The 14802-nt window shown below is 64.7% G+C and carries 11 protein-coding genes and 1 pseudogene; 2 read left to right on the forward strand and 10 right to left on the reverse strand.

Annotated elements, in window-relative coordinates; genetic code table 11:
* Nucleotides 1-358: 358 nt before the first annotated feature.
* Nucleotides 359-1258 carry a LysR family transcriptional regulator gene (locus tag EAT49_RS12310; RefSeq protein WP_123642641.1) on the reverse strand — a complete coding sequence of 300 codons (900 nt, stop codon included), beginning with the start codon at nt 1256-1258 and terminating at the stop codon, nt 359-361.
* A gap of 156 nt (nt 1259-1414) precedes the next feature.
* Here EAT49_RS12310 and map point away from each other — a divergent pair, with 156 nt between their 5' ends.
* Entirely contained in the window at nt 1415-2269 is an 855-nt protein-coding gene (map, locus tag EAT49_RS12315; RefSeq protein ID WP_221181458.1) for a type I methionyl aminopeptidase, read from the forward strand.
* Between the two features lie 183 nt (nt 2270-2452).
* Entirely contained in the window at nt 2453-3388 is a 936-nt protein-coding gene (locus tag EAT49_RS12320; RefSeq protein WP_123642897.1) for an alpha/beta hydrolase, read from the forward strand.
* A gap of 58 nt (nt 3389-3446) precedes the next feature.
* Here EAT49_RS12320 and EAT49_RS12325 read toward each other — a convergent pair whose 3' ends face one another.
* From EAT49_RS12325 to EAT49_RS12365, 9 genes and pseudogenes are all read right to left on the reverse strand, one after another.
* A complete protein-coding gene (locus EAT49_RS12325; protein WP_123642642.1) occupies nt 3447-3866 on the reverse strand; it encodes a GNAT family N-acetyltransferase in 420 nt (139 codons plus the stop codon).
* Nucleotides 3867-3978: 112 nt separating this feature from the next.
* Entirely contained in the window at nt 3979-5004 is a 1026-nt protein-coding gene (locus EAT49_RS12330) for an alpha/beta hydrolase (protein WP_221181459.1), read from the reverse strand.
* Between the two features lie 117 nt (nt 5005-5121).
* A complete protein-coding gene (locus EAT49_RS12335) occupies nt 5122-7179 on the reverse strand; it encodes a prolyl oligopeptidase family serine peptidase (RefSeq protein WP_246003840.1) in 2058 nt (685 codons plus the stop codon).
* A gap of 232 nt (nt 7180-7411) precedes the next feature.
* On the reverse strand, nt 7412-8029 hold the full coding sequence (locus EAT49_RS12340) for a TetR family transcriptional regulator (RefSeq protein WP_221181460.1): 618 nt from the start codon (nt 8027-8029) through the stop codon (nt 7412-7414).
* 322 nt (nt 8030-8351) lie between these two features.
* A pseudogene (locus EAT49_RS12345) lies at nt 8352-8456 on the reverse strand (IS5/IS1182 family transposase); the annotation flags it as partial.
* A 57-nt stretch (nt 8457-8513) separates the two neighbouring features.
* Complete coding sequence (locus tag EAT49_RS12350; protein ID WP_123642644.1) at nt 8514-8906, reverse strand: response regulator; 393 nt, start codon at nt 8904-8906, stop codon at nt 8514-8516.
* Entirely contained in the window at nt 8903-10882 is a 1980-nt protein-coding gene (locus EAT49_RS12355) for a PAS domain-containing sensor histidine kinase (protein ID WP_123642645.1), read from the reverse strand. Before EAT49_RS12355 ends, EAT49_RS12350 begins: the two co-directional genes overlap by 4 nt.
* Nucleotides 10883-11107: 225 nt before the next feature.
* Nucleotides 11108-11299: a response regulator gene (locus EAT49_RS12360; RefSeq protein WP_185020740.1), complete on the reverse strand. Its 192-nt coding sequence runs from the start codon at nt 11297-11299 to the stop codon at nt 11108-11110.
* Nucleotides 11245-14406, reverse strand: coding sequence for a PAS domain-containing protein (locus EAT49_RS12365; RefSeq protein WP_185020741.1), 3162 nt, complete (start codon nt 14404-14406; stop codon nt 11245-11247). Before EAT49_RS12365 ends, EAT49_RS12360 begins: the two co-directional genes overlap by 55 nt.
* Nucleotides 14407-14802 lie beyond the last annotated feature (396 nt).

The following is a 14802-nucleotide window of genomic DNA, read 5'->3' on the forward strand; positions in this document are numbered from 1 at the left end:
CGTTCGACACCCAAAACCTCGCCCAGCATGGCACCTTCCGATAAGACACGTCGCTAACGACGTCGTTATGCACGTGTCTTAGCTCGGAACCCCGCAATCAGGCAGGCGGCTTCAATCGGGCGGTTACCCCCGACAGCCCGCTCACCGCGTTTCTTCGGAAGCATCCGAACGGCGGATTGCATCACTTGAGCCTTTCGGCCGATGAGCTCGAACCGACCCTGGGTCAGCTTCAGGCCGACGGGTGCGCGGTGGTGTCCGGTCCGGCGCGGAATGTCCTCTGTCGGTCCTTCGCCTTCCTGCACCCCCGGGACATGTGCGGCGTGTTGACGGAGGTCGAATCCAGCACGGCAGCCGACCTCTAGGCTTCCGTCCGGACGGGAATTCCGGAAACCGCCTCCGCGATGAGTTCGCCGAGCGCTTCCATTGTGATGGACTTTGGACGGCGCGTACTGCGCGCCAGATCGATCGATCGAGTTATATCGGGTTCGCGGATCGGAAGCACGCGAAGCTTGCCTGAGATCGCGTCGTCGTGGACCATCGAGTAAGGCACGATGGTGCAGTGCTCCCCTCGGCGGATCAGTTCTCGAAGGATCGGAATGCTGTCGAGTTCCATCTCGAAGGTTGGCCTTACCCTGGTCGAAGCGAACCACGGCTCGAGCACGGTGAGGAAGCCATGGGTAATGACGATGGGATATCCACGCAGGTCTTCGAGGCGGACATCCTGGATACTGGCCGGGAGCAACTCCGGTACGCCGCAAAGGACCAGTTCCTCGATGGCGAGTTCGCGGCGCTCGATCGCATCTCCTTCCGAGCCGACCGTGAGGATGGCGAGATCGATCTTGCCGAGTTCGACCCAGTCGACAAGGAACACGCTTAAGGCTTCGATGAGCCGGATCGATACCTTTGGATAAAGCGACTTGCACCGTCGGATCAGCTCGGGTGCAACAAGGTAGGCGAGCGACGGCGGCATGCCGATCACCATTTCGCCGGCCGGTTCGCTCCCCAGGTGCCGGACCTCGACCCGGAGATGGTCGGCAGCCTTGAGCACGTATTCGGCGTGCTCAAGAAGTTTCTGGCCGGCCTCCGTCGCTTCGACTCCGCGGGCAGATCGATGAAGGAGCTTCACCCCCAGGTCATGCTCCAATGCCTGTATCTGTCTGCTCAAGGCAGGCTGGGCGACGTGCAGGCGCGACGCGGCCTTGCCGAAGCTGCCGGCTGCAACCACGCCGAGGAAATATCTGAGCTGCCTGAGTTCCATCTCTGGCCGGCCCTCCGAAAAGGAAGTTCTGTTTCAGCGAGCCGTGGCGGTTGAAGCGTTAGTCAAAGTGAGAGACAGGCACGGCGCGCTTTGCTTATCCAACATGCAGCAAAGCTGTACCAGAACAGGAATTCCCAACAGCGAAGGGCGCACTGGGTGGCCACCTATATCAACCTTCCAGTCGCTCCGCCCGCCGAGAGCGCCCGGAGGACGGAACGCATCAAGATCTATGGCCCCGACGCCTTCGCGGGCATGCGCCGCGCAGGGGCACTGACCGCCCGATGTTTGGACGAGATCGCCGGGCTGGTCGGGGACGGAACGCCCCTGGCCGAGATCAACACATTCGTGCTCGACTTCGCCGCGACCCACGGCGCCCGACCGGCCACACTCGGCTACAAAGGCTACGCATACGCCTGCTGCACGTCGGTCAATCACGTGGTGTGCCACGGTGCCCCGACCGCGCGAAAGCTGCACGAGGGCGATATCGTGAACGTCGATGTAACGCTTGTCCTTGACGGCTGGTATGGCGACTCAAGCCGCATGTACGCCGTGGGCAAACCCAAGAGAGCGGCCGAGCGGCTGGTCCGCATCGCGCACGAGGCGATGATGCGCGGCATCGGGGCGGTTCGTCCCGGCGCGCGGCTGGGAGACATCGGGCATGCGATCCAGAGTTACGCGGCATCCGAGCGGTGTTCCGTCGTCCGCGACTTCTGCGGGCACGGCATCGGGCAGGTCTTTCACGACGCGCCCAACATCCTGAATGTCGGAAGACCGAACACGGGACCGGAGCTGCGCGAGGGGATGATCTTTACCGTGGAACCGATGATCAACCTCGGTCGGCCCGAGGTGAAGATGCTCGCCGACGACTGGACCGCCGTGACGCGGGACAGGTCGCTGTCAGCGCAATTCGAGCATTCGATCGGCGTGACGGCAGAAGGTTTCGAGATCTTCACGCTCTCGGCCCAGGGTCTGCACGCGCCGGGCGTCGAACTGGCGGCTCCGCATGGCTAAGCGATCCGGACCCGTCGTCAGACCGCGGTGCGCCGCAATCCTGTCCCAACGGCTCCATGGAACGTCATCCTCATGCAACCTCTCCGCGTCATCTTCGCCCACCTGACTGCGATGTCCCTTGCCTTCTCGATGACGTCGCTCGCCAGCGCCCAAACAGGCGGCAAGCTGGGAATAGGAGACAGAATGCCGATTGAAGAAGAGATGGCCGCATCCGGTCCGATCGGCCCACTCGCGGGAACACTGACACTGCCGAACGCAACTGGGCCGCTTGAGCCGGAGGTGCCGGTGTTCCTGATCGTGCCCGGTTCCGGGCCCACGGACCGCGACGGCAATTCGCCCCTCGGCATCACGGCCGCGCCCTACAGGCTGCTGACCGAGGCGCTGGCCGAGCAGGGCTACCCCTCGGTCCGCATCGATAAGCGCGGCATGTTCGGCTCCGAAGGCGCGATTTCGGACCCGAACGATGTGACAATCGCGGGCTATGGCGACGACCTTCTTGCATGGACGGCCGCAATCCGGGCAAGGCTGCCGGCGAGGGACGGCACGCGCTGCGTCATCCCCATCGGGCACAGCGAGGGCGGACTGGTCGCCCTGGCCGCCATCGGGCGCATCGCGGACGCTTGCGGATTGATCCTGATCGCCAGCATCGGCCGTCCCCTGGACGAGGTGATCGCCGAGCAACTGCGCGCCAACCCCGCGAACGCGCCTTTCCTGCAGGAGGCCGAGGCGGCACTTGCCACGCTGAGGCGCGGCGAGCGGGTCGATGCGAGCACCATCAGTCCCGCCCTGCGGCCCCTCTTCGGCGCGGAGGTTCAGGGCTTCCTGATCGACGCAATGTCCCGCGATCCGACGGAACTGGCGTCCCGGGTCGAGCGTCCCATGCTCGTTCTCCAAGGCACGCGCGACCTGCAAGTCGGCGTGGCGGACGCACGGATGCTGGCGGATGCGGCGCCCGACGCCACCCTCGCCTTGCTCGCGGACGTCAATCACGTCCTGAAGATCGTGGGATCGCAAGACCCTGGCGCGAACCTCGCGACCTACGCCGACCCGGACATCCCGATCGCGGCCTCGGTCGTGGATTCGATTGCGGATTTCGTGGACGGGATAAGCCGGGACTAGACCCAAGAGCCGGGTCTCACGAAAAGCGATCACGCTTGGTAAGACAGAACTTCAAACCTCAGAGGCGCTTGGCAAAAAACAGCCTGGCCTCGTTCTCCGGGTAATCGTCGATCCGACCGAATTCGCTGTAGCCCTGGCGCCTGTAGAACTCCGGCGCCTGGAACGAGAACGTGTCGAGCCATATCCCGTCCATCCCCCGCACGCGTGCTTCTTCCTCGAGGCGCGCCATCAGCTGGCGACCGATCCCCTTGCCGCGCCCCTCCTCGGCCACCGCCAAAAGCTCGACGAACACCCATTTCAGATCCAGCGAGAACCGGGCGGCGAGGCCACCGAGGTAAAGATCGCCTTCACGCGCCTCGAGGAACACCATCTCGGACCTGAATGATTTCCCGGCCACCTTGGAATGGTGATCGAGAAGCGCCAAGATGCGTGCTCGTGCTTCAACCTCGGAACCATGTGCTGGATGGATCTGGGTCATTGTGCTGTCCTCTCATCGGTCATTGTCCAAGATCGGGATCTTGCCGCGCCGGGAGCCGGGGCTCTGCGTGATCTCACGACCCTCCTCCTGACGTATCGGTTCGAAAGCCGCATCACCGGGCTGACCTGTCCGGCATGCCGCGCACATTGGCGCGAAGGAAACGGGCAACCTCCTCGGCGATTTCCCCGTCCTCTTCCGTCCCGCCGAACCCGCCATGTGGCATGGCCTCGAAGACATGCAATTCCGTGACCACCGCCGCCTTGCGCAGTTTCCGGTGCAGCCGAACGGCGCTCGACAGGAACAGGTCCCGGGTGCCGCTCTGGATGAAGGTCGGCGGAAAGGCCGTCGTGAAGGTCCCGAACAGAGGCGACAGGTACGGATGCGCAAGATCCGCGCCATTCGCATAAAGCCGGTTCGCGGACATCAGCGGGTTCGGCAGGTTCACATCCAGCGTCCTGTTTGCAGAAAAACTGTCGCCCGATTCCGTGAGGTCGACTTCGGGCGAGAGCAGGATCAGGCAGGCGGGCAGCGCCAGGCCTTCGTCATGCGCGCGCAACACGGTTGCGAGGGCCAGGTTGCCACCAGCAGACCGGCCGCCGATGATGACGTGGTCGGCACCGTATTTCTGAACGGCGTACCGATAGACACTCAGGCAATCGTCGAGCGCTGCCGGAAAGGGGTGATCGGGGGGCATACGATAGTCGATGCCGTAGCACCGCACCCCGTGCAGGTCGGCGACACCGCGCGCGCTGTCGCGGCATGCGTCCCCACCCCCGAAGACGAACGCCCCACCATGCAGATCGATATAGACGATTTCGCTGTTTCGCAGGTCGGCGGGGCTTGCCACATGAACCGTCGCAGTCCCGATCTGCTCTGTCGTCGTCTGTGCGGTGACTTCGGACCGGGTTGCCTTCAGCCTGGATGCATAATGCGCGTCGGTCGCGGCCCTGAGGCGGCGCCAGGCATGGTGGTCTTCCGGACCGGGCATCGCGTAGGAGGCGCTGTGCGGGACGCTATCTCCACCCACGGCTCCATGCAGCTTCAACTGCGCAGAATGGCTGATGGATGTCGGCACCGGAACAACTCGCTCGTCGAGCCTGACCCCATTCAGCTGCATCGTCTCTTTCGCTTTTTCCATATCCGGCTCACCCCTGTCTTCGTAATCATACTGATCGTCTTTCCGGGCAGTTCGATTGATCGACCGATCGAAAGGGTGCCCGGCCCGCGCCAGTGACACCCTTCCGCTCTGACGGTCTCAATCGGCTTCCGTCACCTCCAAGCCGGTCCAATGGGCTGCAAACGCCCACATGTCGGCGAACTCGTCGATGACCATCGCGGTCGGCTTGCCCGCCCCGTGCCCGGCACGGGTTTCCACACGCAGCAGATGCGGCCGGTCGCCGATGTCGGCCGCCTGCAAGGCGGCTGCATACTTGAACGAATGGGCCGGAACGACCCGGTTGTCCGTATCGGCCGTGGTCACGAGAATGGCCGGATAGCGCACGCCCTCACGGATCGTGTGCAGGGGCGAATACGAAAGAAGGGTCTGGAACTCCTCTTCGACGGACGGGCTGCCGAACTCCTCGACCCACGTGGCTCCGCTTGTAAAGCGGTCGAAGCGCAGCATGTCGAGCACGCCGATCCCCGGCAAGGCTGCCGCGAACAGATCCGGACGTTGATTGACGACCGCGCCAACCAGCAATCCGCCGTTGGACTCGCCATGGATCGCAAGCCCGTCGGATGGCGTGATGCCGCTGTCGATCAGGTATTCACCGGCGGCGATGAAGTCGTCGAACACGTTCTGCTTGTTGGCGCGCCGACCGGCATGATGCCAGGCTTGGCCGTATTCGCCGCCGCCCCGAATGTTCGCCAGGCCATAGACGCCGCCCTCGGCGACCCAGGCCATGGCGGCGGGCGAGAAATGCGGCACCATGCTGATCCCGAATCCCCCATAGGCGTGCAGCATCGTCGGCGCCGGACCCTCGATGTCATTGCGCCGGACGACGAACAACGGAACCCGCGTGCCGTCTTCCGAGGTGTAGAAATGCGGCTCGACACGGATCATATCGAGATCGATGGCGATTTCGGGCTCGGCCCAGACCGTCGTCTCCTTCGCCGCGACGTCGAGGCGCAGAATGGTCATCGGCGCGTCATAGCTGGTAAAGGCGAAAAAGGCTTCGTTATCGCCGGGTCGGCCCTTCACGGCACCCATCGTGCCGGGCCCCGGGAGCGGAACTGTACCGTCGAGCGTTCCATCCAGCCGATAAAGTTCGACCTGCGACTGGACATCGACCGTGTAAGACAAGAGCAGGCGATCGCCGACGAGCGCGGAGCCCCCTTGCCACAATACGGCATCCGAGCGCTCGGGAATGACATCTGAAAACTCGGGCTGCTCATCCGAAAGGTCGATCTTCACGACCCGACCCCGAGGCGCGCCATTCTGTGTGGCGAAGAACATTTCGGTGCCGATGCTTCCCAGAAGCAGCCACATGTCATCGTAGCTATCGACGATGGTTCTCGGCGCTGCGTCCTCGGCTTCAAGGTCCGTCACCGTCACCGCGACGCCCCCGGTCAGTGCGGTCGTGTAGACCATCAGATACCGGCCGTCCGGCGTCACGACGGCTGTGTGCAGCAGCGGTCGCCCGGGTGTTGGCGCGTGAACGAGCAGGTCTTCCGATTGCGAGGTTCCGATCCGATGAAAATGGACGGCATGGTTTTCGACGCTTGCGTTGAAATCCGCCTCCGGCTCGGGGAACCGGGAGTAGTAGAATCCCGACCCGTCGGGATGCCAGTCGATGGCGGTGAAGCGCGCCCACTCGACCTCGTCTTCCAGCATCTCCCCTGTCGACGTGTTCATCACTCGAATGGTCCGCCAATCCGATCCGCCGTCCTGCATGGCGAAGGCGACGAATGCACCGTCAGCGGAGGCGGCCCATTCCGCGAGGGCCACGGTACCGTCGTCGGACCAGGTATTCGGGTCGATCAGCACGCGGCTCGGGCCATCGGCGCCTTCCCGCACCATAAGCTGCGACTGGTTGTCGAGCCCGCCGTTGCGGTTGAAGAAGTAGAGGCCGCCGCGCTCGACTGGCGGCAAGAGCGTTTCGTGATCGAACATGGCGGTCAGCCGGCGATGGAAGGCATCCCGGCCCGCAAGGTCTTGCAGGTACGGAGCGGAAACTGCGTTCTGTGCCTCGATCCAGTCCGCAACTTCGGCATCCTGCCGCGGGTCGTTTTCCAGCCAGCGGAACGGGTCGGCGACCATGATGCCGAAATGCATCTCCGCGACATCGCCTTGAGGGGTTTCGGGGTAGGTCATCGGCGGGGTCTCCTGTGCAACGGCCGGGGCGATTGAGATCAGCAGCGCCGCGGCAGCGCCTTTCAGGCATTGCCACGCCATCGTGGGCCCTTCCTCCCCTGCAGACGTCTTTCGACGCCCTGCCCGTGTGGGCCCGTATCCGGAGGTTCCGGCTGATCTGGCCGTCATGATTGCGTGTCCGTTTTCTTCTGGGAGGCGCGCCAATCGGCGTTGGCCAGCTTTGGGATTATTGTCAGGTGACGGCATCGCAGATCGGCAGCGTCGCGGCGCCTCGGATCGCGGAGATGATGCGGGCGGTCGCTTCTTCCGAACTCACCTGCACCCCGTCGTTGATCACGGCCGCGCTGATCTCCTCGTCCACCAGACGCATCGCGGCCGTGATGGATGCTGCGCAGAGCCTGACCTCGAAATCCTCCGCACTCTGCGCCGCACGGTCGGCAATGACACCGCGAAGCTCCATCTCGGCTGCATGACACGCCATGAGCCAGGCCGAGCGCAGCGCCGGCTCGCGATGCAGGATCGCAAGGATCCGGACGGCGGCGATGCTGTCGCGGATGAAGGCTTCGTCCGAGACGAAAGCCGTCACGGACCGGGCCAGATATTGCTCGATGCTTTCGGTCTTCGGCCATTCCCCGAGCAGCACAGCGAAACGCAGTTCACTGACCTTCAGCACAGGCTCGACGCAGGCTTCCTTGGACCGGAAATATCGCCAGACCGTTCGCGTCGAGATGCCGGCCGCGGCGGCGATGTCGTTTCCGCTCGTCGCATCGAAGCCCTTCTCCCAGAACAGTCTCGCTGCGTGCCGGGAGACTTCTAGCCGAGCGATTTCCAATCTCGCGTCGTCGGTCACTTGGAGGCCTCCGTTCCCTCGAGGTGATGCCATTGGGTTCTGTTTCTTCAGTTCCATGGCGGGTTCGGCTCCCGTCCAACAGTCACTAAGTGACACGCAGACTATCTGTCACTTAGTGACAACGGATTCAAGGGCCGCGCGGGCTATTCTTCCGTGATGTCCCGGCATCACGCACGGAAAGGGCGAGGACGGGGCCGTGCAGTGCATGATCGTCGGGACCGGGCTCCGCGCCAACTGACAGATACAGCCGCTATTCAGCGCCGCTGGCAATCACAACTGTTGATGCGGTTTGTAACCATGTGCGAAAATCCACTGGCTGGTCGCTCAGCACGCGCCAGTCATCGACCTGCGGCTTGCCGTGGCTCTTGAAGTAGAACGGCTTCAGCCGCTCCATCTGAGCGACGGTCAGCCAGAAAGGATTGCTCATCATCACCCCCGTCAGTTCGGGAGCTTGAATCAAGCAGACCGGGCGGCCTCATGCACATCAATCGTCCTGACCCTGGTCACCCTCTGCCCTACGCCGAGCGATCTGGGTCAGAGCATCGGCAATGTCGGCTTCGCGATAGGGTTTGCGGACGACCGGTGCGTCGAAGCCACGCCCAAAAAGTTCGTGCTGCTCGTATCCAGAGGTGATGACGAAAGGCGTCCCGGCTTCGACGAGGGCTTCAGCGACAGGAATGGCGGAGTCTCCTCCGAGGTTCGCATCGAGAAGAGCGGCATCGACCTCTCCGTCGCAGGCCTGCACAAGTCGCACCGCACTGTTCACCGAGCCGGCGACGCCTCGGACGTTGTGGCCCAGATCCTCGAGCAGGCATTCGAGCTCCATCGCAATCAGGGCCTCATCCTCGATGACAAGCACGGACAGGACGTTCGTCATGACTGCACTCCCGGCGCGAATTCGATGCGACAGGCAAGGCCCTCGGGGCGGTAGTCGAGGGTGACTTCGCCATCAAGCTCGCGCGCAACGCCTTTCGTGAGGAGCCTGCTGCCGAAGCCCTTGCGCCTCGGTTGCCGAACCGTCGGCCCGCCGCTCTCGGTCCAGTCAAGGCCGATGCGGCCAGTCTCGTCGAGACTCCAGCAAACCCGCACGCGTCCTTTTGCGACCGATAGGGCGCCGTACTTCGCGGCGTTCGTGCCGAGCTCATGAAGCGCGAGCGAGAGCGTGAGGACCGTGTTCGGCTTCAGTCGGACCCCGGGTCCATCCGCCGTGACCCGCTCGAGGGTGGGTCCAGCAAAGGGTGAAAGTGCGTCATTTACGACCTCGCTCAGATCGGCATCCTTCCAGTGACGCGTGGACAGGAGTGCATGCGCGCGTGCGAGGGACTGCACGCGGTTCGTGAACGCGCTTGCGAATGCGCCCATGTCGGGCGCGGTCCGCATGGTTTGGGACGAGATGGACATTACCACGGCCAGCATGTTCTTGACCCTGTGGTTCAGCTCGCCGAGTAGAAGCTCCCGCTCCGCCTCATGCTCCTTTCGCGCGGTGATGTCGCGAAACAGGATCGACACGCGGTCTGATCCAGCCTTCGTGACGCCGACGTTGAACCATTGTCCGAGCGGTTCGGCGTATAGCTCGGCGCGCTGCGGCTCGCCGGTGTCCAGCGCCATTGCTGGCATCTCCCACCAGTGCGGCTCGAAGCCGTCCCCGACGTCGCTCAGGCGGCGGCCGGTGAAATTGGCCTTCACCATCGCGCGGGCCGCGGGGTTCGCTTCGGTGTACAACATGTCCACGACATTCCCGCGGTCGTCGCGGATGACCTCCGCGAGCAGGTGACCTTCGTCCATGGTCTCGAATAGGCGGCGGTACTTCTCTTCGCTGGCGCGGGTCGCAGTCTCGGCTCGTGCCCTTTCGGTCGTGGCCCAGATCAGCTCGCTCACCTGCTGGAGCGCCAATGTCTCCTGTTCAGTCCATGCCCTCGGCTCGGGATGCGTGACGTTGAGCGATCCGACCACGACGCCCCTCTTGATGAGCGGGGTGCCGACGCAGGCGATGATCTGGAGCGCTTCGCAGGTGTGAAGATCACCCGGCGGTACCAGCGGCGACGTCCTGACGTCCATGATTGCGGTGGGATCGCCGGTTCGCAGGAGTTCGAGCGACCATGTGAAGTCAGCAAGCTGGTGACACCCGACGATGGATTGTGAGTCTCCGCGAGCAAAATCCCGATTCACGCGGGCGAGGCCTGCCTTCTCATCGATCTCCACGTAGTAGGCCCGGTCCACGTCCAGCCACTCGGCCAGCCGCCGGCACGCCTCGAACTCGATCTCGACCGGATCATGGAGGGGCCGTAGGGCCTCCGTCAGGTCGAAGAGAAACGAAAGCCGTCCTTCCCGCTCCCGAAGGGCCGCTTCCGCGCAGGCGCGGGCTCGCTCGGCCTCCACGCGACCTGTCGTCTCCTGGGCTTCTCCGAAGATGCCCACCACCTCCCCGGTTTCGTCTCGGAGCGGCACCCAGTGACCTATGAACCACCGTCCCGCATCTTCGGGACCAATGTGGAACTCCTGTTCCTCGAAGATCTGTGGCTCGCCTTCCCGGATCGCTAGAAGTCGTGGCTCGAGGCGATCCATGAGTTCGGGCCAGACGTTTCGGAGAGGCTGGCCGAGCGCGGCAGGATGCCTGTCACCCAAGAAGAACCGATAACCTTCGTTGTAGAGGACGGCGTCCTGCGTCCCGAAGAGCACGAATGCCGGGTTCGGCGTCGCCAGCATCAGTTGCGTCGCCATGACGAGTACTGGCGGCCAGGCCTCGCGGGGACCGAGCGGCGTAGCGAGCCAGTCCGTCTCGTGCATGAGATCGGCCATTTCGCCCGACGCACGCGAAGATTGGGGCATCCAGTCTCGCATGGTCGTGAGCATAGTGGAAATGCACTCCTGCGTCACCCGAGGCGCAAAACATCGTTCCGCGGAAGCAGGTGATGGAAGCCATCATGCCCGGGAAGTTGCCCGCTAAAGAACAACAACATCAGGCACCCAAGAAAAGTTCCATATGAGGGTCGACGCGTACAGAATGTCATGAGTGGTAAAGGAAGGCGGAAAGCGGGCACCGATCACCGGCGCAAATCACAGCAAAGCACGGTCGCCTCAGGCGCTTGAAAGCGCCGACAGCAGCCTCTTCGGATCGAACGGCTTCTCCACCCGTGGCGCGTCGCTGAGGTCGGCGGGCGCTTCCAGCGACGCGGCATAGCCGGTCGCGAAGATGAAGGGGATGCCGCGGGCCTTCAGGACGCGGGCGGCGGGCCAGGCGAACTCGTCGCCGAGATTGATGTCGACCACGGCGGCGTCGAAATCCTCCGCCGCGGCGACCCGGAGCGCCTCGGGGAGGCTGCCGATGGGACCCTCCACGAAGCACCCGGCGTCGTTGAGCGCCAGCGCCGTTTCCTCACCGACGAGGTGCTCATCTCGATCAGGAGGACGCGCTTGCCCTTCAGGTCCTCAGTGTAGCCGGAGGTGGTCGTCCTCTCCTTCCGGACGCCGGATGCCCGCTTGCCGTCCTGAACCCTCAGCTTTTCGATCGGCAGGTCGATGGTGGCGCGGAGCCCCTCGCGCGCGTAGTCGAGCGAGACTTCCCCATGGAGTTCGAACTTGAGCACCTGCTCGATGAGCTTCGAGCCGAACCCCTTCCGAGCCGGCGGCTCCTCGATGGGCGGGCCGCCGTGTTCCGCCCAGGTCACGACGAGCCTGCGCTCGCTCCGGTCGCCCGCAAGGCGCCAGCGGATCGTCACGTGGCCGCCGTCGCGCGACAGGGCGCCGTACTTCGCCGCGTTCGTCACGAGTTCGTGGACCGCGAGGTTAAGGGTCTGGGCGGCCTTCGGCGTGACCTTCAGGTCCGGCCCTTCCGCAACGATGCGCTCGCCGCTGTCGCCGCGATAGGCAGCGACGGCGCTCTCCACGATGTCGGCGAGACGCGCGCCCTCCCACCGGCTCTCCGCGAGAAGGGCATGGGACTGCGCCAGCGCGTTCAGACGGCCGATGAGCATCTCCGTCGCCTCCGGACCAACGCCCTTGCCGCGGCCGAGGCTCTGACGAGCGATCGACTGGACCACGGCAAGGATGTTCTTCACGCGATGGTCGAGCTCGGCCATCAGCATGGTCTGCCGTTCCTCGGCCCGTACACGTTCGGTCATGTCGAGAGCGAGGCTCACATGCATGCCGTCGCCCGTCGTCGTCAAAGCCGAGGCGCCGACGAAACGGGTCCGTTCGCCGTCGGGCTTGAGGAAGCTCCGCTCGAAGCCGGCCACGACGCCGTCTCGCTCGAGGATCGCGAGCGTCTCCGCGACCTGTTGTCTGTCCTCCGGCGCGATGCACTCCGCCCAGTTGATCTCGCCCGCCTCGAACTCCGCCCGCGTCCGGCCCATCATGCGGAGCATCTCGTCGTTGATGTAGGTGACCTCTCCGCTCGCGCCGCCGAAGCCGATGCCGATCAGGTTGGCGTCCGCGATCAGGCGGAAATGCGCCTCGCTCTCGCGAAGCCTCTGCTCCGCCAGCACCTGCTCGGTGATGTCGAAACTGACCCCGTTGATGATCCAGGGGCGCTCGCGCTCGGCCCGGCCGCGCAACGCGACCCAGCGGCCTGCGGTCGGGCCGCTGGCCACCTGCACCTGATCCTCGAAATTTTCGCCGGGCTCGATGTTCTGCGCCATCACGCGGTCGAGCCAGGCCGCGCCTTCGGGACGCATCAGATCGGCGTAGACCGAGACCCGATGGGGCTGCTCTTGCGCCGAGACGCCCCACAGGCTCTGGACGACCTCGTCCGCCCGGACCGATCGGTCCCGGGTGTCCCATCTCCAGGCCCCCATCCCGCCGCTTTCGAGCGCGATGCTGCGAAGCTCCTCGCTCTCGCGCAGCGCCGCGTCGCTCCGGGCGCGTTCCATCGCGGACCATGTTCGTTCGGTGGCCTCCTCGATGAGCGCGATTTCTCCGCGCGTCCAGCGCCGAGGATCGGCCGATGCCGCCACGATCGCCCATAGCGGTCGATTCATGCCCTTGCGCAAGGTCGAGGCCACCAGCGACCGCAGGCCGAGCGTTTCGAAGCTGCGCCTGTCGGTTTCCGAGAGGTCCGCCATGACCGCGACGTCCTCGATGACGAGCGTCCGTTCGAAGGCCACCCGCATGGCTTCGGGGAAATTCGACAGGCGGACTTCCGCGGGCATGGGCGAAATACGGTCGTTGCCGACCTGATGCGGGAAGACGCCCTTGTCCTCCGCCAGACGGTATATGCCGACGTAACAGCGGTCGAGGCGCATGTGCTCGGCGAGCATGCCGATCGCCCGATGCGCGATGGCATCCGCGTCCGGCTCGGCGCGCAGCGCGTCCGAGAACCGCAGGAGGAAGCGCTGGTGCTCCTCGCGTTCGCGCAAGGCCTCGTCGATCCGGGCGCGTTCCATGGCGGACCAGGTGCGCTCGGCTGCCTCTGTCAGAAGGGTGGTTTCGCCCCGACTCCATTGCCGCGGCCTGGCCGATCCAGCCACGAGGGCCCGGCTCATGCCGTCTTCGCCCCGGTGCAGCGGCGCGACGATGAAGGAGGCCAGCGCGATCCCGTCGAGCGCACGGCGATCGAGGTCCGACAGGCCGGCATGGTTCCGGATATCGTCGACGACGAGGAGACCCTCGGCCGCGTTCCGAAGACCCTCCGGGAAGTCCGTGGGCCGAAGCCTGTCCGGCAGGGGGTCCAGCCCATCGCGACTACATTCGGCCTCGATGGAGACGGGATCATCAGGACCGTTGAAGCTGGCGATGAAGCATCGGTCCGGATCGAGCTGCCTCGAGAGGAGCTCAACCGCAACCGTGGCGGCGGCCCGCTGATCGCCCGCGGACCGCAGACGGTCGGCGAGCTCGAGGGCGAAGGCCTGCCGCGCCTCGACGTCTTGCAGCACCGCCTCGAGACGCTTCTGGGCCTCGATGTCGACGTTCAGACCGGACCACTTCGTGATGTTGCCCCGATCATCGAGTACGGGCACGGCCCGCACGTTGGTCCAGCGCCAGTCGCCGTTGGGGGAGCGAAGCCGGAACTCGGCGTCCACGAGCTTGCGCCCGGCGACCGCCTGTCGCCATTGCCGCTCCGCGAAGGCGCGGTCTTCGGGATGGACCGCTTCCAGCCATCCATAACCGAGCCACTTATCGAGGGTCTGGCCGGTATAGGCGCGCCAGCTGGGACTGTCGGCCACGACCACGCCGGCCGCGTCGGTCTCCCAGACGGCCTGCGCGCCGCTCAGGAGAAGAAGCCGGTGTCTTTCATCGCCATCGTTCAGCCGCTCGATCGCGGCGCGGCGCAGGTCCCTCGCTTCACGAAAGGCGTCCTCGACCTCCGCCCTGTCGGACAGGGCCGCCCCCGCGAGAGCGAGGCGGCGCTGAAGATCGGAAATGACGCTGCGTTCGTCCACACTTAGATCTCGGAAGCCTGCAAAAGAGTGTAGGTTATGGCCCCCCGGCCCGCAATGACCGGGCCTTAATTTCCGCCCGTGCCGACGCCGAACAGGGCGATGGAAGGACTGAGGACCTCGAACGAACCCAAGAGCTTGTGCCGACGCATTGGCAAAGAGCAGGCGCTTTCTTGAGCGATCACAGCTTCGGGCCGAAAGCGGAAGCGTTTCCGTTCCCGACTTCGCCCGCGTAGCGGCCATCACCGCCCTTTGCCCTCCACCCACTTCGCCACGATCAGCCCTGGATACTCGCAGTCCAAGGTTCAACGGGCGCATAGGAGCGGCCTCGTTTGATCGGGGCAGCCCGGAGCCTGCACGCGGGAGCGCGGCTTCCGCTCGGACCGGCGCGCTGCCGGG

The organism is Histidinibacterium lentulum, assembly GCF_003789055.1.
Classification (GTDB): domain Bacteria; phylum Pseudomonadota; class Alphaproteobacteria; order Rhodobacterales; family Rhodobacteraceae; genus Oceanicola; species Oceanicola lentulus.